The sequence below is a fragment of the Micromonospora sp. CP22 genome (genome assembly GCF_009712475.1).
GTDB lineage: Bacteria > Actinomycetota > Actinomycetes > Mycobacteriales > Micromonosporaceae > Micromonospora.
Genome location: NZ_VCJO01000004.1, coordinates 49,171 through 68,507, shown reverse-complemented (window position 1 = coordinate 68,507; position 19,337 = coordinate 49,171). Strand labels below are relative to the sequence as shown.

Genomic DNA, 19,337 nt, shown 5'->3' with positions numbered 1-19,337 from the left:
GACGCGGTGCGCTGCTCACGGTCACTGGTCCTCCCCGGCGCGCAGGTGCGCGGCGGTGAGCCGTCGCCGCACGCTGACCGACACGGCGGCGCTGAACGCCAGGGCCAGCGCCAGCAGCCCGATGCCGGTACCCAGCACCGGCGGCCAGTCGACGCTGAGCAACGGTGGGGGGTCGGGGCGGTCCGCCGAGGCGGTCAGGATCACCAGCGGGGCCATCGTCGCCGCCACGGCGACCCCCACCGCCAGCCCCACCAGCACACCCATGCCGGCCAGGAACGACTGCTCGGCCAGCAGCGACCGGGCCACCAGGCGGTGCCCCGCGCCGAGGGTGTGCAGCACCGCCAGTTCCCGGGCCCGCCGTCGGGCCGTAGCGCTGACGTCCACGGCCACACCCACCGCGGCCAACAGCACGGCGGCGACAGCGGCGACGAAGAGCGCGCCTCGGGCACCCACGCCGAACGGGTCGCGAGCCAACTCGTCGGCGACGTCCTGACGATCCAGCACGGCCAGCTCACCGAGCGCGGCGGCGGCGGTGGCCACCTGTGCCGCCGCACCGGGCCGGGCGGCGACCCACCACTCCTGGGGCGCGCGGACGATGCCCCGCTCGTGGAACAGTCGGTCCCGCAACGACGGCAGGTCGACCAGCAACGCGGCGTCGGCCACATCGCCGGGCAGACCCGCCACCCGGTCCACCACGACGACGTCGACCTCGCCGCCACCCAGGAACAGTCGGGTCTGCGCCCCGACGTCGACGTGCAGCAGGTCCAGCGCCGCACCCGTGGCGACCACCGGTACCCGCTCGGTGCCGGCCGCCGTGGTGACGGCCAGCTGCATGGGGATGTCCCGGACCTGCCAGCCCACCGACACGTCCCGTTCGTAGCGTCCGGCCAGGGTGGTGCCGGAAACCGTCGACGCGGCGGCGGTGCCCGCCCGGTCGACCAGCTGCCACGGGCCGGCCAACTCCACCGGGGTGCCGGTGGTCGAGTCCGGGCTGGCCCGCAGGTTCGACAGCCGCCAGTCGAGGCTCAGCCGGGGGCCGGCGAAGGTGTCGGTGGTGAAACCGGCCAGCCGCCACGGCTCGTCGCCGGCCGGCAGCTCGACGGAGAACCGCAGCGGCTCGCCGTCCCAACCGGTGGTGCCCAAGGTCAGCCGGTGGTATTCCCCACGGGCGTCGGCGAGCACCACGTCGTGGCGGATGCGCGTGCCGTTGTCGACGTCGCTGCGGGTACGCAGCTGGCCGGTCAGTCGCCGGGTGCCCACCGGCAGCAGGGTCTGCGGTGCCTGCGCCCGCGCGGCGGCGAGGCCGCCGAGCAGCCGGTCGGTGGAACCACCGGCCAGGTCGGGACGCAGCCGCAGCACCGAGGTCGCGGCCTCGGCGTCCATCGCCAGCATGGTGGCCGGTTCCACGCCGGAGCCGAGCCGCACCGGCTCCCGCCAGACCGGCAGCACCGATCCGGCTCCCGGCAGGTCGGCGAGTTGGTCGGCGCGGTCGTCGGGGGCGCTGCCCTTGACCTCGGTCAGGCGCAGGTCGGCGCCGACCCGGTGGGCGGCCTGGTCGTCGAGGGACCGTTGTGACGTCCCGGCGAGCGACCAGGCGAGGGTGCCGACCGCCACGGCGAGGGCGAGCAGCAGCACCGGGCCGGCGTGCGGGCGTCGACCGGCCTGCCAGGTGCCGAGCAGGACGCCGGTCCACGGCCTGCGGTCCAGCCAGCGTTCCGCCAGCCGGACCAGCGGCGGCAGCAGCCGCAACGCGAGGACCGCGCCGGCCAGCACACCGATCGTCGGCGCGGCGGCCAGCAGCGGGTCGACGCCCAACTCGCCGCCCCGAGAGCGCGACAGCGGCGAGGAGTACCTGCTGAGCTGGTACCAGCCCAGCAGGGCCAGGCCGACCAGCAGGATGTCCACCCCGGCGCGCTGCACCAGACCGCGCCGGCTCGGGCGGGATCGGCTGGCCAGCTCGGCGACGTAACTGTCGCCCCGGCGCAGGCTCGGGCCGATCATCGCCACGGCGCAGCCAGCGGCGGCGAGCCCGGTCACCAGCCACACCAGCGGGTCGCCCGAGGGCGTCGGGCGGAACGACACGGCGGCGAGTCCGGGCACCCGGTCGGCCAGCCCCAGCAACGCCAGGACGAGCGGCGGGGCCAGCAGCACGGCCGGTAGGACGACCAGGGTGGCCTCCCGGGCGGTCAGCCCGGCAAGCTGCCAGCGGGCCGCGCCCCGCGCCCGCAGCAGCGCGGTCTCGCCCCGCCGGTGCTCGGTGAGCAGGATCGCCACGAGCAGCAGCGCGTACCCGCCGAGCACCACCACCAGCAGCATCGGGGTCACCAGGGCGGAGCGGCCGACCAGGGTGGCCTGTTGCAGGCGGTGCACCAGGGCGACCAGATCACTGCTGGCCACCGCGGACTCGCCGAGCCCGGCCTCGGCCGGGGTGCTGGTGGTGATCCGGTCGGCGGCGTCGGCGAGCCGGTCCAGGGCGTTCGGGCCGACCCCGGCCAGGTCGGGTTCGACCAGCCAGCCCGCGGAGGAGTTGGCCAGGAAGTGGGTGACGAAGTCGTCGCGGGACACCGTCATCGGACCGTAGGTGGCCGCCTGCGGCAGCGAACCGACGGTCGTCTCCGGCGCCAGCCGCCAGTACGCGGCATCCGGGTCGACGGGGGCGAACACGCCCGTCACGACGACCTCGGTGACCGTGCCGCTGAGGCCGTCGGTGATCGGGATGCGGTCACCGACGCCCACCCGCAGGGTCACCGCCGCCACCTCGGCGATCGCGGTCTGCACCGGACGGGCCCCGGCGCTCGGCCACGTGCCGGAGACCAGCCGGGCATGCTCGGGCAGGTCGTCGAGGAACATCACCGACGCGTAGGTGGCTCCACTGCGGTCGGCGACGGCGTCGCCGGTGTCACCACGCAGCTGCCGCCCGGCCGCGTACCCGGCGGTGCTGACCCGAGCCGGCAGACCGGCCAGGTCGGCCGCGACCCGCTCCCGCAACGCGCCGTCGCGTTCCCGCAGCGCCTGCTCGGTGCGTCCGGCGGAGGCGCGGACCAGGATCGACCGTTCCTCGGCGGTGGCCGTGGCCAGCACGTTGCGGGTGCCGGAGTCGACGACGTCCCGGTTGTACGCCGCCAGGCCGGTGAGCGCCACGGTGGCCACCAGCGCAACTCCCGTGGCCGCCAGCAGCAGGCCCTTCGTGGCGCGGGCACGCCGCAACACGAACCTCATTCGTCCAGTACCCCCGCTGATGTGCGGGCCGGCGCGGCCCCTGTCTGCTTCCGTCATGCATCAGAAGGGGGCGGCGCCGGGGAATGGTTCGCGTGGTGATCGTTTCGTTATTCGGGGCGGGTGCGGGGCGTGGCACCGCGCGGGCCGAGGTCACCGGCACGGTGGTGCCGCCGGCAGAGCACCTGGTAGCGCACGTCGGCGGTGTCGACGGTGTCGCCGATGACGACCTGTTCGCCCTCCCGGGCCACCCGCCCGTCGGCGACGCGGGCGTTGAGCAGACCCTCCCGGCCGCACCAGCAGAGCACCTCGACCTGGATCCGGGCCACCGAGTCGGCGAGTTCGAACAGCCGCTGCGCCGCCGGGAACAGGTTGGAGCGGAAGTCGGTGGCCAGGCCGAAGGCGTACACGTCGACGTCGTAGCTGTCGACCAGGTCGGCCATCTGCTCGACGTGCTCGACCGCGTAGAAGCTGGCCTCGTCACAGATCAGGTAGTCCACGCGTACCCCGTCGGCCCACGCGTCGCGTACCAGCGTGCGCAGGTCCAGCGAGTCGGTCACCTCGATGGCCTCGTGGGCCAGCCCGATGCGGGTGGTCACCTGCGGGCCGAGGGACCGGTCGATGCGGGTGGTGACCAGTCCCCGGCGTCCCTGCCGGGCGTGGTTGTAGTTCATCTGCAGCGCCATCGTGGACTTGCCGCAGTCCATCGGCCCCCAGTAGAACCTCAGCGCGGCGGCGTGCGCCGGTCGCCCGTCCACGCCCCGGGCGGCGACACACCCGGCCGGGTTGTCGCCCTCACCGGGCAGCGGCGTGCGGGCCAGGCAGGTCGGTACGGCATCGTCGGTCGTCACGGACCGGCAGCCTAGTGCGGGGTGCCCGCCGTACGCGCGGCTGGCCCGCCGCTGGTGTCGATCATCGCATCGGCGACGGCGGGCCAGGCGGCTCAGAGCACCCGGGGTGGGGTGTTGCCGGCGGCGATGATGGCCCGGCGCATCGGCACCGCCAGCAGCAGCAGGAAACCGACCACGAAGAAGATCAACAGGGATACCAGGCCGACCCGGTAGGAGTTGGTGAGCTGGAACACCAGCCCGAACGCCAACGGGCCGAGCCAACTGGTGCCCTTGTCGCTGATCTCGTAGAAGCCGTAGTACTCGCCCTCCTTGCCGGCCGGGATCAGCTGGCTGAACAGTGACCTGCTCAGCGCCTGACTGCCGCCCAGGACCAGACCGATGGCCGCGCCGAGCGCCATGAACGGCAGCGGCGCCTCGGCCGGCAGCCGGAACGCCGCGACGATCACGGCGGTCCACAGCACCAGGCTGAGCAGGACCGTCTTCCAGGCCCCGATCCGCCCGGCCAGGGCACCGAGCCCCAGCGCGCCGCCGAAGGCCAGGAACTGCACCAGCAGGATCGTCACGATCAGGGTGCTCTGGCCCAGCCGCAGTTCCTCGGTGCCGTACTGGCTGGCCAGGGTGATGACGGTCTGGATGCCGTCGTTGTAGACCAGGAACGCCAGCAGGAAGAACAGCGTCAACGGGTACGCCTTGATCTCCCGCAGGGTGCGACCGAGCTGCCGGAACCCGTCGGTGAGCACGTTGCCCCCGCCGCCGGCGGCCAACGCGGCGGCGGTCGGGTGCTCCCGCAGCCAGCGCAGCGGCACCAGCGTGAACGCCGCCCACCACAGCCCGGCCGAGACGATGGACCAGCGGGCCAGATCCAGGGTGCGTTCGGCGGTGCCGTCGCCGAACGACTGCACCGCGACGAGGTTCAACGCCAGCAGCAGACCGCCGCCCAGGTAGCCCAACGCCCAGCCCCGGCTGGATATCGCGTCGCGCTCGTCCGGTCCGCCCAGTTGCGGCAGGAACGAGTTGTACACCACGATCGCCGCGCCGAAGCTGATATTGGCGATCATGAACAACGCGCCGCCGAGCAGGTACCGGTCCCCGGTGACGAAGAGCATCCCGATGGTCGCGGCGGCACCGGTGAACGCGGTGGCGGCCAGGAGCCGCTTCTTGTGCAGTGACCGGTCGGCGATCGCGCCGATCACCGGCAGCACGAAGACCGTCAGCAGCACCGACAGGGAGATCAGGTACGGGTAGTAGGAGCCGGCGGCGACCTTGATGCCCAGCGGGTACACGTACCCGACGCACTCGTCCGCGCCGAGTTCACACCCGGCGGCCACCTCCGCGACGCTGGTCAGGAACGGTCCGAGGAAGACCGTGATGACGGTGGTCTGGAAGGCCGAGTTGGCCCAGTCGTAGAAGTACCAGCCGGTGCGTTCGCGTCGGGTGCTTCGCGGTGGTGGGATGTCCTGCGACGCCGGGGTGACCGTCTCGGCCATGGGGTCCTCCGCCCAGGTGTTCAGGCGGCCCAGTGGCCGCGGCTGCGGTAGACGTCGCGCAGCACGCCGACGTGGTCGGTCATGATGCCATCAACTCCAAGATCAAGTAACTCGTGCATCTCGGTGGGTTCGTCGATCGTCCATACGTGCACCTGGAGACCGAGCCGGTGGGCCGTGCGCAGCAGCCGACGGTCCACCACCGGCACCCGGCCGTAGCGCACCGGCACCTGCGCGGCCACCACCGACGGCGGCAGCCGCAGCGGCCGACCGGTCCACGAGGCCCACCGCAGCCGGGCCACGCCGCGCATGCCGAGACCGGTGGCGACCCGCCCGCCGGTCAACGCCCGCAGCCTGGTCAGCCGGGCGTCGCTGAACGAGGCCAGCAGCACCCGCTCGGCGGCGTCGAGCCGATCGACCGTGGTCACCGTGGGCGTCACGCCCCGGTCGGACTTGACGTCGATGTTGAACCGCACCTGCGGCCACGCGCCGAGCACCTCGTCCAGGCGGGGCACCACGGCGGAGCCGCCGACGCGTACCGTCGCCAGGTCCGCCCAACGCATCGCGTCCACCCGGCCACGCTGCCCGGTGAGCCGCTCCAGGGTGTCGTCGTGGAACACCACGGCCACCCCGTCACGGGTGCCGTGCACGTCCGTCTCGATGTACCGGTAGCCCAACTCGACCGCCCGGGCGAAGGCCGCCGCGGTGTTCTCGTCGCCGTCGGCCGCGCCGCCGCGATGCGCGAAGGCCAGCGGGGCGGGCGCGTCGAGGTAGGGGTGCGTGGTGGTGGGCACGCGGCGCAGTATGCCCGGCCCCGGTGGCGGTAGGCGACCTGAGGTCAGTCGGTGGCGGATCGGCGTCGGTGCGCGCGTCGGGTGTCGACCGGCCGACTCGGGTCGACGTGGTGGGGCCGGTCGGGTTCGTCCAGGCGCAGCGGGACGAGGGTGTCGGTGAGCGCGTCGATGATCCGGTCGGTGGCCAGCCGGGCCGCGCCGGGCGCGGCGGGGGACACCTCGGCCAGGTCCACCGGGTCACCGAAGTGCACCCGCACGGTGGGCCGGCGCACCAGGGCGCTGGCGATGCCGCGCAGCATCCCCTTCGGGGCACCGTAGGGCAGCACCTCGTGTGAGCCCCACTGGGCGACCGGGATGACGGGCGCGCCGCTGGCCAGGGCCAGCCGGGCGGTGCCGGTCTTGCCGCGTTCGGGCCACATGCCCGGGTCCAGACCGATGCGGCCCTCCGGATAGACCAGGATCGGCGCGCCGACGGCCACCGCGGCGGCGGCGTCATCCAGGGCCCGGTGCACGCCGCTGGTGCCCCGGTCGACCCGGATGTGCCCGGCGCTGCGCATCGCCGTACCGATCAGCGGGGCGCGGAACAGCCCGCCGGTGGCCATGATCCTGGGTGCCAACCGGCGGGCGCGGCACGCCGCGGCGAGCGCGATCGGGTCGAACGGGCTGATGTGGTTGGCGGCCAGGATCAGCGGCCCGCCACGCAGCCGGGCCGGGATGTCGCCGGTGACCTCAAGGCGGGCCAGCATCCCGACGACGACGCGGGCCAGCAGCAGTGCGACGCGCCAGATCAGCGGCGGACGCCAGGAGGGGTGGGCTGCTTCCATCAGCGGGACATAGTCGCACGGCGGGTGCGGACCTCGGTGGCCAGGGCGGGCCGTACGGCAGAGGTGAGCAGGGTCATTGGTCCCGGGCCGGTTCGGGCCGCCTGCCCCTGCCCGCCCACGTACGACGGGCTGTAGTATTTACTACGCCGTGTAGTACGACTAGCTGGGGGTCGCAGGTGGACGCGTTGGACGTCGCCCGCTGGCAGTTCGGTGTCACCACCGTCTACCACTTTCTCTTCGTCCCGCTGACCATCGGACTGTCCGTCCTGGTCGCCATCCTCCAGACACTCTGGCACCGCACCGGGGACGAGAAATACCTCAAGCTCACCAAGTTCTACGGCAAGCTCTTCCTGATCAACTTCGCCATGGGCGTGGTCACCGGCATCGTGCAGGAGTTCCAGTTCGGCATGAACTGGAGCGACTACTCCCGCTTCGTCGGGGACATCTTCGGCGCACCCCTGGCCATCGAGGCCCTGGTCGCGTTCTTCCTCGAATCCACCTTCATCGGCCTGTGGATCTTCGGGTGGGACCGGCTGCCCGCCCGCCTGCACCTGGCCAGCATCTGGGCCGCCGCCATCGGCACCAACCTGTCGGCGTACTTCATCCTCGCCGCGAACTCGTTCATGCAGAACCCGGTCGGCTACCGCTACAACCCGGAGACCGGCCGGGCGGAACTGACCGACTTCGTCGCCGTGCTGACCAACAAGGTCGCCCTGATCACCTTCCCGCACACCATCGCCGGTGCCTTCCTGGTCGCCGGTTCGCTGCTGGTGGCGGTCGCCCTGTGGCACCTGATCCGCAACCGCGACGGCGCCGACACCCCCGCCTACCGCTTCGCCGCCCGCTTCGGCTCCTGGGTCGTGCTGATCTCCGCCGTGGTCGTGGTCATCACCGGCGACATCCAGGGCAAGATCATGACGCAGGTGCAGCCGATGAAGATGGCCGCCGCCGAGGGCCTCTACTCCACCGAGAGTCCCGCGTCGTTCTCCGTGCTGACCATCGGCAGCCTCGACGGCAGCCGCGAACTGTTCGCCATCAAGATCCCGTACCTGCTGTCCTACCTGGGCACCGGCGACCCCAACGGCACGGTGCACGGCATCAACGACCTCCAGGCCCTCTACAGCGCGCAGTACGGCCCCGGCAGCTACACCCCGATCATCCCGGTCACCTACTGGAGCTTCCGATTCATGATCGGATTCGGGCTGGCCGCCGCCGCCATCGCCCTGCTGGTGCTCTGGAGCCAACGCAAGGGCCGCACCCCCCGCAGCAGGTGGTTGCTCCGCGCCGGCCTGGCCATGCCAGTCCTGCCGTTGCTGGCCAACTCCTTCGGCTGGATCTTCACCGAGATGGGCCGGCAACCCTGGATCGTCTTCGGCGAGATGCTCACCCGCGACGGCGTGTCCCGCAGCGTCTCGCTCACCGAGGTCCTCACCTCGTTCACCGCCTTCACCCTCATCTACGCGGTGCTGGCCGTCATCGAGGTGAAGCTGCTGATCCGCTACGCCAAGGCCGGCGTACCCGACGTCACGCCATCGTCCGAACCCGACGACGCCGAGCGCCCGCTCGCCTTCGCCTACTGACCTGCGGAGCATCCCGTGGAACTGACCACCATCTGGTTTCTCCTCGTCGCCGTGCTGTTCACCGGCTACTTCATCCTCGAGGGCTTCGACTTCGGCGTCGGCATGCTGCTGCCCGTGCTCGGCCGCGACGACCGGGAACGCCGCGTGATGATCAACACCATCGGGCCGGTCTGGGACGGCAACGAGGTCTGGCTGATCACCGCCGGTGGCGCCATGTTCGCCGCCTTCCCCGAGTGGTACGCCACCCTCTTCTCCGGTTTCTACCTGCCCCTGCTGCTCATCCTGCTGGCCCTGATCGCCCGGGGTGTCGCCTTCGAGTACCGCCACAAGCGACCCGAGGCGTCCTGGAAACGGCGCTGGGACACCGCCATCGTGGTCGGCTCCCTGATCCCGGCGATCCTGTGGGGTGTCGCGTTCGCCAACATCCTGCGCGGCGTGCCCCTGGACGCCGAGCACGAGTACGTCGGCGGACTGCTCGACCTGCTGAGCCCGTACGCCCTGCTCGGTGGCGCGACCACCGCGGCGCTGTTCGCCACCCACGGGGCCGTCTTCGTCGCCCTCAAGACCGTCGGCGACATCCGCGGCCGGGCCGCCGCGCTCGCCGTCCGACTGGGCGTGCTCGCCGCGGCACTGGCGGTCGGCTTCCTGGCCTGGACGTTGAACATCCGATCCAGCACGGCCGCCGTCGTGCTCGCCGTCGGTGCCGCGCTCGCCCTGCTCGGCGCTCTCGCGGCCGCCACGGTACGCCGGGAGGGCTGGGCGTTCACCGGCACCGCCGCCGCGATCGGCCTGGCCGTGGCGACGCTGTTCGCCGCGCTGTTCCCGAACGTGCTGCCCTCCACGTTGGACCCGGCCGGCACGCTCACCGCCACCAACGCCGCGTCCACCCCGTACACCCTCACGATCATGACCTGGGTGGCGGTGTTCTTCACCCCGATCGTGTTGGCCTACCAGGGTTGGACGTACTGGGTGTTCCGCAAGCGCATCGGCGTCGCGCACATCCCACGGAACTGACCGCTCGCACGTAAGATCATCCCCGGCTGACACGAATCGACGTCATGTCCGATCGACCCGACGAACCGAAAGAGTGACCATGGCCCGCGAGCACCACTACGCCACCACCGTGACCTGGACCGGCAACCTCGGCACCGGCACCAGCGGCTACCGCGACTACCGTCGCGAGCACGACGTCACCACCGACGGCCGACCGACGATCCAGGGCAGCTCCGATCCCACCTTCCGCGGTGACCCGACCCGCTGGAACCCTGAGCAGCTCCTGCTGGCCTCGCTGTCCCAGTGCCACATGCTCGCCTACCTGCACCTGTGTGCGGACAAGGGCGTGGTCGTCACCGACTACGTCGACCACGCCACCGGCACCATGACCACCGACCACACCGGGAACGGGCACTTCACCGAGGTGATGCTGCGGCCCCAGGTCACCGTCGCCGACCCGGCCAGCGTGGACATCGCCACCGCGTTGCACGACGACGCCCACCACACCTGCTTCATCGCCAACTCGGTGAACTTCCCGGTCCGCCACGACCCCGTCACCACCACCTGACCCACGCGATCAAACTCGGTGGACAGCAGTACCACGGCCGCTATCGTCGGCCGGTGCCCGACGTACGTGAACTCACCCCCGACGATCTGGACGACGCCTGGCAGCTCGGCCGGCTCGCCTTCGGCTACGACCCGCAACCGCCCCCACCACCGGCCACCACCGGCCGCACCGCCTACGGGGCCTTCGACCCGGCGGGACACCTCGTCGGCAAGGCCGTCGACCTGCACGACGAGCAGTGGTGGAGCGGACGCGTGGTACCCGCCGCGGACGTTGCCGGAGTCGCGGTCGCCGCCGAGGCGCGCGGCACCGGCGTCGGCCGTACGCTGCTGACCGCCCTGCTTCGCGGCGCCCGCGACCGGGGCGCCGCGGTCAGTGCGCTGTTTCCCACCACCACCGCCCCCTACCGCGCCTGTGGTTGGGAGGTCACCGGTCAGCTGCGCACCCTCGACCTGCCCACCGCGGGCCTGCCCCGACAGCGACGCGACCCGCAGCTGACCGTACGCGCGGGCACCCCCGCCGACCTGCCCGCCACCACCGAGCTGTACCGACGCGTCGCCTGTCACCGCAACGGCCTGCTCACCCGCACCCAGCGCCGGTTCACCGTCACCGACAAGCTGCCGTACGACGGGCTCACCCTCGTCGAACACGACGGTCACCTGGTCGGTTACGCCGGTTGGAACCGGGGACAAGGCTACGGACCGGACGCGGTGCTCACCGTCGAGGACATCCTCGCCACCACCGCCGCTGCCGCCCGAGCGCTCGTCGGCGTCCTCGCCAGCTGGTACAGCGTCGCCCCGACCCTGCGGCTGACCCTGCTGCCCGGCGACGCGGTCAGCACCCACCTGCCGTTGGAACGCACCCGCGAACACGAACGCCACGCCTGGATGCACCGGCCGGTCGACATCGTCCGGGCCGTACCGGCGCGTGGCTGGCCCGCGCACACCCGTGGCGAGGTCACCTTCGCCCTCACCGACGACCTCGCCGACTGGAACACCGGCACCTGGCAGCTCACCGTCGCCGACGGCCACGCCGACCTGCGCCGCAGCACCGCCGAGGCCGACCTGCACCTGACCGTACGCGGCTTCGCCCGCCTCTACACCGGCACCGCCACCGCCCGCGCGCTGGCCGAAACCGGGCTGCTGCACCACCGCACACCCGACCCGAGCGCGCTGGACCTGCTCGCCGCCGGACCCACCGCCCACCTGATCGACTACTTCTGACCACGACGGCGGTGACGCGCGGTCGGGCCACGGCACCGGGTCAGCCCGCTTCGCGCAACTCCGCCAGCCGAGCCTCGATCTCCGCCAGCTCGGCCCGCAACTTCTCCGCCTGGCGCTCGGCCTCGGACCGCTCGGCGGCCAGGATCTGCTCCACCGCCTCGTGCACCCCCGGCACGTCGACCAGCGCCACCATCCGCAGCGCCTCGGCCGGCTTGAGCACGTACGGCTTGGCCAACACCTTGCCACCCTGCTGCGCGGCCACGGTCCACTCGCCGTCGGCGTAGGCCAACGTGACCGTCAGTCCCGCCGGCCCCTTCGGCTTCGCCGCCTTGACCGCCCGCCGCGCGGGCTTCACCTCCGCCTTCGGCTCCACCGTCTCCACCTTCGGTTCCTCCCGACTCGGTTGCTCCTGCGGCCGAGGCTGCGGCACCCGGTCCAACACGAACTCCGGCTCCGCCACCTGCGGCTCGGTCGGGGCCGACTCCACTTTCGACTCCGCCGGTCGACGACCCGCGCCCTTGGGCGCGATCGCCACGTCGGCGGGGGAGAAGGGCAACTCGTCGCGCCCGAACCGCACCACCACGAACTCGTCGGAGGTGGCCGGATCGGTCAGCTCCACGACCTGGCCCAGCTGACCGGCGATCTGACCGGCCGACGCCGTGAACACCACCTTCGGCTTACGCCCGGCGGCCAACGCCTCCCGGATGCCGCGTACCTCGTCCTCGGACAGTCCCTGACCAGCGGCACCCATCGCCCTACCCCATTTCTCGTACACGTGTTCAGCCGCCTGCTTTGATACCAGCCGCCGGCGACAACCCGAAGATCAGCCCCCCAACGCCCGCAACGCCCGGTCGGCGTGCTCGTTCATGTTCAGCTCGCTGCGCACCACCTCGACGACCCGCCGGTCGGTGCCGATCACGAACGTCATCCGCCGCGTGCTCAACGGCCCCAGTGGCAGCCGCCGCCGCACGCCGAACCGGTCCGCCACCGCACCGTCCGGATCGGACAGCAGCGGGTAGTCGAACCCGTGCTGCCGGGAGAACTCCGCCTGGCGCTGTACCGAGTCCCGGCTGATGCCGACCCGCTGTGCCCCGACGGACGCGAACTCCGCCGCCAGGTCCCGGAAGTGGCAGCTCTCCGCAGTACATCCCCGCGTCATCGCGGCCGGGTAGAAGAACAGCACCACCGGCCCGTTCGCCAGGAACTCCGTCAGCCGCCGTGGTCGTCCCGTCTCGTCCGGCAACTCGAAGTCCTCGACCAGGTCCCCGACACCAACACCCGCCATGCCCGCTCCTTCATCGACACCCTCGATCAGGCAGCGTATGCCACGCCCGGTCGGCGGCCGTGTCCTCGCCCACACTCGGCTTCCGTCGCCGTCGGCGACCCCGGTAGCGTCCGCGACACCGACACGGGGCAGGGGGATGGTCGATGGCACCGGTCACCGTCATCACCGGCGGCGGGCGCGGCATCGGCGCGGCCGCCGCGCGGCGGCTGGCCCACGCGGGTCACCAGCTCGTCCTGGGCTATCGCCGCGACCACGCCGCCGCCGACGCCGTCGTGGCCGAGCTGCACGCCACCGGGGTACGCGCCGTCGCGGTGCCCGCCGACACCCGCGACCCCGATCAGGTCGCCGCCCTGTTCGACGCCGCCGAGGAACTCGGCCCCCTCACCGGCCTGGTCAACAACGCCGGCGTCACCAGCCCGATCGGCCCGATCACCGAGCTGCGGCTGGACGACCTGCGCGAGGTGGTCGACGTCAACCTGGTCGGTTACCTGCTCTGCGCCCAGCAGGCCGCCCGCAGGTTGACCTCAGGCGGCGCCATCGTCAACATCTCCTCGGTCGCGGCCACCCTCGGTGGTCCCGGCGAGTACGTCCACTACGCCGCGGTCAAGGCGGGCACCGATGCGCTCACCGTGGGCCTGGCCAAGGAACTGGCCCCGCGTGGCATCCGGGTCAACGGGGTGGCCCCGGGCATCATCCGGACCGACATCCACGCCCTGTCCGGGCAGCCGGACCGGCCCGAGCGGGCCGCCGGCCGGATTCCGCTGGGCCGTCCCGGGGAACCGGACGAGGTGGCCGCCGCCGTGGCCTGGCTGCTCGGTCCGGACGCCTCCTACACCACCGGCGCGGTGTTGCGCGTCGGCGGCGGTCTCTGAACCGCCCGCTCCGCTTCCTGACATCCCCACTGACGTGCGCGGACCCGCCCGTCGGCTGGGTTGACCACGTCCCACCAAACCCCCTATCGTTCCAGTACGTCGAACGGCGTACGGCTCAGTCGAACAATTGATGGGGGTGTCGTGACCGATACCGCTCTGGGCGTCATCGTCCCGCCGGCCAATCCGACCGTCGAGCCCGAACTGCGTCGCCTGCTGCCACCCCGGATGCGCTACCACGTGGCCCGCCTGCCGGTCGTCGACGGGTCACTCGCGCACCGCCTGGACCGGTACGGCGACCTGCTCGCGGAAACCGCCGCCACACTACGCGGGCTGGGCCTGCACGCCACCTACGTCGCCTGCACCGGCTGCTACTACCGGCCCCGGCACCACGACGCCGAACACCTCGACCGCAGCGCCGCCGACCAGCTCGGCAGCCCGGTCTTCGGCGCCGCGACCGCCGTCGGGCAGGTGCTCGACCGGCTCGCCGTACGGTCGCTGACGCTGGTCTCGCCGTACCCGGACTGGCTCACCGAACAGGCGGCGGCGTTCTGGCGGACGACCGGCCGTACGGTCACCGAGGTGGTGGCCGTACCCGGCACCGGCGCCATCTACGACCTCACCTCGACCACCGTCGGCGACACCGTGCAGCGCGTCCTGGCCGCGCTCGACGCGAGCGCCGCCGACGGCCACGCGGTCCTGCTGACCGGCACCGGCGCACCGAGCCTCGACGTGCTCGACCAGGTGGTGCCCCAGGCGTCCGTGCCGGTGCTCTCCTCGAACCTGGCCGGTGCCTGGCAGTTGCTGCACACCGCCGGGGCCGCACACCTGGCGGCGCAGTCGCCGAGCCCGGCGCTGCGGCACCTGGCCGCCACCGTGGCCGAACCCGCCACGACGCAGATCGCCGGCGGTCCCGCCGGCGGGAAGGAGTGAACGTGCCGCCAAGCCATTCGGTGGAGGCACCGGTCGTCGTCCTCGGCGGCGGCCCGGTGGGTATGGTGACCGCCCTCGCGCTGGCCCGACACGACATCCCCGTGGTCGTCCTGGAACAGGGCCACGACGAGGTGCGCTCGGAGTGGCGCGGCTCGACCGTGCACCCGCCGACGCTCGAACTGCTCGACGAACTGGACCTGGCCGCGCCGGTGCTCAAGGAGGCCGTCCGGGTCCGCCGACTGGACTACCGCGACCTGGAGCTGACCGAGTCGGCGTGTTTCTCCTACGACCTGCTGGAGGGGGAGACCCGCTACCCGTTCCGCTGCCAGTACGAGCAGTACAAGCTGGTCCGGCAGTTGCGTCGCGCGGTCGCCGAGACGCCGAACGTGGACCTGCGGTTCGGGCACGAGGTGGTCGGGCTGCGCCAGGACGACACCCGGGTCGAGCTGGAGGTGGCCGTCGACGGTGAGCGGCGGAGCGTGGCGTGCCGGTGGGCGGTGGCCGCCGACGGGGCGCACAGCATCGCCCGCAAGCTGCTCGACGTGCCGTTCCCCGGCTTCACGTACCCGTCGCTGAGCCTGGTGGTGGCCACGCCGTTCCGGTTCGAGGAGGCGGTGCCCGATCTGGGCGAGGTCGGCTACTGGTCCGGCCCCCGTGGCCGGTTCTCGCTGATCCGCACCCCGGACATCTGGCGGGCCGCGCTGTCCACCACCACCGGGGTCGACGATGAACCACCGACCGGCATCCACCCGGACTTCCTGGCCGCCGTGGAGCTGCTGCTGAAGTCACCGACCCCGCCGGAGGGGCTACTGCCGCTGCACCAGCACCAGATGTACCGCAGCCACCAGCGGTTGGCCGACTCCTTCCGGATCGGTCGGGTCCTGCTGGCCGGCGACGCCGCCCACCTGAGCAGCACCACCGGCGGCATGGGACTGAACTCCGGCATCCACGACGCGATGGCCGTGGCCGCCGCGTTGGCCGAGTCCGACCAGGACACCGCGACCACCGCGTACGCGCAACGGCGGCGTTCGATCGCCGAGCGCTTCGTCCAGCCGGCCACCACCGAGAACCGCACCTCGGCGGACGCGGTGGACCTGGCCGGACGCCGGGAACGGTTGCTGCGGTTGCGAGCCGTCGCCGAGGACGCCGAGCAGGCCCGTGCGTACCTGCGGCGGGTCAGTATGCTCGGGATCCAGCACTAGGCGACGCATGCCGGTGCCCACCCGCGAAGTGCCGCCCGACGGCACGCACGAGAGGTCACGGTCGAATGGAGTCAGCGGTGCCGGTGAGTGAGCCAACGGACGGCCACCGTTACACCGCGAGCGGCCTGGGACGCGCGCTCGCCGTGATCGACCTGCTCGCCGAACGCAGCCCGGAGATGGTCGGTGTGTCCACCGTCGCGCGGGACCTGAGCCTGCCCAAGGCGGTGGCCCACCGCATCCTCAAGGAGCTGACCGCCAACCAGTTCGTCACCTTCGACGAGGGCACCCGGCGGTACCGGCTGGGGCCGGGCGCGCTGGCCGCGGGCCTGGCCGCGCTGCGCGCCGTCGACGTGCAGGCCACCACCAACCGGCACATGCGACGGCTGGTGGAGATCACCGGTGAGACGGCGACGCTGTCGATGCGGCAGGGTTGGGTGCGCGTCTACACCGACCAGGTGCTCTCCCCGCACGAGATCCGGATGTCGGTCACGCTCGGCTCCCGGCACTCCCTGGTCGCCGGCTCGTCGTCCAAGGCGATCCTGGCGGCGCTGCCCGACGCCGAGGTGGCCGAGTACCTGAACACGCACGAGTTGGTGTCGGTGACGCCGGCGACCATCACCTCGATCGAGCGGCTCTGGGAGGACCTGCGCACGGTGCGTCGGCAGGGCTACGCGGTCAGCCGGGGGGAGCGGCAGGCGGGAGCGGCGAGCGTGGCGGCGGCCATCCGGCTCGCCTCCGGCGAGGTCTACGGGTCGTTGTCGCTGTGCGGCCCGCAGGACCGCTTCTCGTCACGGTTGCTGGCCGAGTACGGCGAACTGGTGGCCGACGCGGCCCGTCAGGTCAGCGCCGAGCTGGGCTACCAGCCCGCCGTGGGACAGGGCGACGGCGCACCGGCGGAGACCGTGCCACCGGTGCGCCGTCGCGGTGCCCGCCGTCAGCCCACCGCCTCGACGGCCGACCAGGCCGACAGGAGCGCGGTCGAGGTCGTGGCCTCGCAGAAGTAGAAACCGAGGTTGCGGATCGCCGGCTCGGCCAGGTCGGGGCGGGTCCAGCCGAGCATGTCCGTCGGCAGGGTGACGGCCAGGTCGGCCATGTACGCCTCGCGTACGGTCGAGTCGACGCAGACGTTGGCCGCCGTGCCGACCACCACCACGTGGTCGCGTTCGTGTGCCCGCAACATGTTGTGCAGGGGTGTGCCGACGAAGGCGCTGTAGCGCGTCTTCTCCAGGTGGCAGTCGCCCGGCGCGGGACGCAGCCCGTCGGCGAGTTCGGCCCCCCAGGAGCCCGCCGCGCACACGCTGAGCGGGCTGCGGCCCATCGCCTCGGCGCGGGCCCGCCGGGCCGGTGAGACGAGCTGGCCGTGGGCGGCCTGTCGGACCCAGACGATGAGGCAACCGGCGGCCCTGGCCGGGTCGAGGAAGCCTGGTAGCCGGCGGGCCAGGGCGGCGTTGACCTCGACGTCGGCACCGAGCGCCGCCATCGCTCCAGCCGGGGAGCAGAAGTCGTTCTGCATGTCGATGACCAGCACCGCAGTCCGCTTCGGTGGATAGTTCATGACGTTTCCTCCCGAATTGGGGGATTGATCCTAATCGATGATATGAAGTCGGGTCCTACAGGCCATTGACCTTGCCGGAGACCATAGCTTACGTTCGCACCAACAGAACGGCGTACTGCACAAGCGAACAATCTCGCGGTTAACGCGGGCCGGTCGGTGACAGGGGTAGCCCATGAGTGCGATCAAAGTGGAGGGCGTCAGCAAGGTCTTCGCCGGCGCCGGCGGGCAGTCGATGCTCGCGCTGAGCGATGTCTCGCTCGACATCGCCGACGGTGAGTTCGTCGTGCTGCTCGGACCCTCCGGCTGCGGAAAGACCACCCTGCTGCGCATCATCGGCCAGCTGGAGAGCCCCACCGTCGGTCGGGTGAGCCTGGACCACGGCAACAACGGCGACCGCCCCCTGGGGTTCGTCTTCCAGGAGGCCACCCTGATGCCCTGGCGGTCCACCGCCGCCAACGTGGCCCTGCCGCTGGAGATGGCCGGCGTACCCCGCCGGGAACGCACCGAGCGGGTCCGCGAGATGCTCGAACTGGTCGGCCTGCCGGAGACCGAGGGCAAGTACCCGCACCAACTGTCCGGCGGTATGCGTCAGCGGGTCTCCATCGCCCGGGCGTTGGCGCACGACCCGCAGGTGTTGCTCATGGACGAACCGTTCGGCGCGCTCGACGCGCAGACCCGCGACATGATGAACGCCGAGCTGCAACGCATCTGGCTGGAGAACCGCAAGACGGTCGTCTTCGTGACCCACTCCGTCTCCGAGGCGGTCTTCCTCGCCGACCGCATCGTGATGCTGGGGACCAAGCCCGGCCACATCCACTCCATCACCGAGGTGACGCTGCCCCGGCCGCGCACCGTCGACATGACCGAGTCCGCCGAGTTCCGCCATCTCGCCGCCGAGCTGCGTCGCCAGATCGGCGCGGTGCAGGACACCGACAACCGATCCGCCGTCTCGGCCTGACCGTACCTCGAGGTGCCGCACAGTGACTGCCACTAAAGAGCGCCGCCCGGCGTCGACACCATCCACCGACGAGCTGCTGCGGCCCCCGCCACCGACCTGGTCGCAGCGACTCCGCAACAACCGCTGGCTGTCCTTCTACACCAGCCCTCTGCTGATCGCGTTGTTCCTCGTGGCGTGGAAGATCTACGTCGAGGTCACCGATCTGTCCCGGTTCGTGCTGCCGCCACCGGAGGCGGTGTTCAAGGCGTTCGCCGCGCAGATCACCGACCCGTTCGTCTGGCAGACCCACATCTGGACGACCTTCTACGAGGTCATGATGGGTCTGGCGCTGGCGATCGTGCTGGGCGTCGGGCTCGGTCTGATGATCGGCAAGTCGCCGCTGTTCGACCGGATCGTCCGACCGTTCATCGTCGGCACCCAGGTGGTGCCGAAGGTCGCCCTGGTACCGCTGTTCATCCTCTGGCTCGGCTTCGGCCCCTCGTCCAAGGTGGTCATCGCCGCGCTGCTGGCCTTCTTCCCCCTGCTGATCAACACCTCGTTCGGCGTCCGCTCGGTGCCGGGCTCCATGCACGACCTGATGACGACGCTCAAGGCGTCCCGGTGGGAACGGTTCTGGCGGGCCGACCTGCCGTACACGATGCCGTTCATCCTCGCCGGCATGGAACTGGCGGTCGTCCAGGCGACCATCGGCGCGATCGTCGGTGAGTACCTCGGCGGCGACCAGGGCCTCGGCCGCTACGCGGTCAACCTGCAGAACAACCTCCAGGTCGACAAGCTGTTCGGCGCCATCCTCATCATGGCGTTGTTCGGGTTCACCCTCTACAGCATCGTCACCGGCGCCCGCCGGTTGCTGATCCCCTGGCACGAATCCGTGCAGCCGCGCCGCCGACCCTGACGGGCGGCCCGGCCTCCCTGCCACAACCCCACACACGACCTGGTCGGTGCCGCGTCGCGGCACTGGCGGACCCCTCCTTGCCCTCATCCGTCCGTTACTCACCCCCGGGA

General features: G+C 71.8%; 18 protein-coding genes. 10 read left to right on the top strand and 8 right to left on the bottom strand.

Going from position 1 to position 19,337, the window contains the following annotated elements:
- Positions 1 to 21: 21 nt before the first annotated feature.
- From FF096_RS08880 to FF096_RS08860, 5 genes are all read right to left on the bottom strand, one after another.
- Positions 22 to 3,219: an ABC transporter permease gene (locus FF096_RS08880; protein ID WP_196222495.1), complete on the bottom strand. Its 3,198-nt coding sequence runs from the start codon at positions 3,217 to 3,219 to the stop codon at positions 22 to 24.
- Between the two features lie 107 nt (positions 3,220 to 3,326).
- Positions 3,327 to 4,037 (bottom strand): thymidine kinase, encoded by a 711-nt coding sequence (locus FF096_RS08875; protein WP_375335321.1) that lies wholly within the window; start codon positions 4,035 to 4,037, stop codon positions 3,327 to 3,329.
- A 122-nt stretch (positions 4,038 to 4,159) separates the two neighbouring features.
- Complete coding sequence (locus FF096_RS08870) at positions 4,160 to 5,554, bottom strand: MFS transporter (RefSeq protein ID WP_155216302.1); 1,395 nt, start codon at positions 5,552 to 5,554, stop codon at positions 4,160 to 4,162.
- 20 nt (positions 5,555 to 5,574) lie between these two features.
- Complete coding sequence (locus FF096_RS08865; RefSeq protein ID WP_309222947.1) at positions 5,575 to 6,345, bottom strand: glycerophosphodiester phosphodiesterase; 771 nt, start codon at positions 6,343 to 6,345, stop codon at positions 5,575 to 5,577.
- Between the two features lie 44 nt (positions 6,346 to 6,389).
- On the bottom strand, positions 6,390 to 7,169 hold the full coding sequence (locus tag FF096_RS08860; protein WP_155216298.1) for a 1-acyl-sn-glycerol-3-phosphate acyltransferase: 780 nt from the start codon (positions 7,167 to 7,169) through the stop codon (positions 6,390 to 6,392).
- A 176-nt stretch (positions 7,170 to 7,345) separates the two neighbouring features.
- Between FF096_RS08860 and FF096_RS08855 the strand changes: the two genes are divergently transcribed.
- From FF096_RS08855 to eis, 4 genes are all read left to right on the top strand, one after another.
- Complete coding sequence (locus FF096_RS08855; RefSeq protein ID WP_309222946.1) at positions 7,346 to 8,749, top strand: cytochrome ubiquinol oxidase subunit I; 1,404 nt, start codon at positions 7,346 to 7,348, stop codon at positions 8,747 to 8,749.
- A gap of 15 nt (positions 8,750 to 8,764) precedes the next feature.
- Positions 8,765 to 9,763 carry a cytochrome d ubiquinol oxidase subunit II gene (gene cydB, locus FF096_RS08850; RefSeq protein ID WP_309222945.1) on the top strand — a complete coding sequence of 333 codons (999 nt, stop codon included), beginning with the start codon at positions 8,765 to 8,767 and terminating at the stop codon, positions 9,761 to 9,763.
- A 79-nt stretch (positions 9,764 to 9,842) separates the two neighbouring features.
- Entirely contained in the window at positions 9,843 to 10,310 is a 468-nt protein-coding gene (locus FF096_RS08845) for an OsmC family protein (RefSeq protein WP_155216296.1), read from the top strand.
- Positions 10,311 to 10,363: 53 nt separating this feature from the next.
- The gene (gene eis / locus FF096_RS08840; RefSeq protein ID WP_309222944.1) at positions 10,364 to 11,530 is read left to right on the top strand and encodes a GNAT family N-acetyltransferase; all 1,167 of its coding nucleotides are present in this window, start codon (positions 10,364 to 10,366) and stop codon (positions 11,528 to 11,530) included.
- 40 nt (positions 11,531 to 11,570) lie between these two features.
- Here the strand turns inward: eis and FF096_RS08835 are convergent, their stop codons facing one another.
- Both FF096_RS08835 and FF096_RS08830 read right to left on the bottom strand, forming a co-directional pair.
- Positions 11,571 to 12,281 (bottom strand): hypothetical protein, encoded by a 711-nt coding sequence (locus tag FF096_RS08835; RefSeq protein ID WP_155216294.1) that lies wholly within the window; start codon positions 12,279 to 12,281, stop codon positions 11,571 to 11,573.
- A gap of 72 nt (positions 12,282 to 12,353) precedes the next feature.
- Entirely contained in the window at positions 12,354 to 12,815 is a 462-nt protein-coding gene (locus tag FF096_RS08830; RefSeq protein WP_155216292.1) for a peroxiredoxin, read from the bottom strand.
- Between the two features lie 143 nt (positions 12,816 to 12,958).
- On the opposite strand from FF096_RS08830, the gene FF096_RS08825 reads away from it, so the two are divergent.
- The 4 genes from FF096_RS08825 (at position 12,959) to FF096_RS08810 (ending at position 16,823) form a co-directional block, all read left to right on the top strand.
- The gene (locus tag FF096_RS08825; RefSeq protein WP_155216290.1) at positions 12,959 to 13,687 is read left to right on the top strand and encodes an SDR family NAD(P)-dependent oxidoreductase; all 729 of its coding nucleotides are present in this window, start codon (positions 12,959 to 12,961) and stop codon (positions 13,685 to 13,687) included.
- 141 nt (positions 13,688 to 13,828) lie between these two features.
- The gene (locus FF096_RS08820) at positions 13,829 to 14,617 is read left to right on the top strand and encodes a hypothetical protein (RefSeq protein WP_155216288.1); all 789 of its coding nucleotides are present in this window, start codon (positions 13,829 to 13,831) and stop codon (positions 14,615 to 14,617) included.
- Between the two features lie 2 nt (positions 14,618 to 14,619).
- The gene (locus FF096_RS08815) at positions 14,620 to 15,819 is read left to right on the top strand and encodes an NAD(P)/FAD-dependent oxidoreductase (RefSeq protein WP_155216286.1); all 1,200 of its coding nucleotides are present in this window, start codon (positions 14,620 to 14,622) and stop codon (positions 15,817 to 15,819) included.
- A gap of 83 nt (positions 15,820 to 15,902) precedes the next feature.
- Positions 15,903 to 16,823 (top strand): IclR family transcriptional regulator, encoded by a 921-nt coding sequence (locus FF096_RS08810; protein ID WP_309222943.1) that lies wholly within the window; start codon positions 15,903 to 15,905, stop codon positions 16,821 to 16,823.
- On the opposite strand, the gene FF096_RS08805 is transcribed toward FF096_RS08810, so the two are convergent.
- Positions 16,754 to 17,374, bottom strand: coding sequence for a cysteine hydrolase family protein (locus FF096_RS08805; protein WP_155216283.1), 621 nt, complete (start codon positions 17,372 to 17,374; stop codon positions 16,754 to 16,756). The two genes, FF096_RS08810 and FF096_RS08805, sit on opposite strands and share 70 nt — an antisense overlap.
- 172 nt (positions 17,375 to 17,546) lie before the next feature.
- Here FF096_RS08805 and FF096_RS08800 point away from each other — a divergent pair, with 172 nt between their 5' ends.
- On the top strand, positions 17,547 to 18,332 hold the full coding sequence (locus FF096_RS08800) for an ABC transporter ATP-binding protein (protein WP_155216281.1): 786 nt from the start codon (positions 17,547 to 17,549) through the stop codon (positions 18,330 to 18,332).
- A gap of 22 nt (positions 18,333 to 18,354) precedes the next feature.
- Positions 18,355 to 19,227, top strand: coding sequence for an ABC transporter permease (locus tag FF096_RS08795; RefSeq protein WP_309222942.1), 873 nt, complete (start codon positions 18,355 to 18,357; stop codon positions 19,225 to 19,227).
- The last annotated feature ends 110 nt before the right edge of the window (positions 19,228 to 19,337 follow it).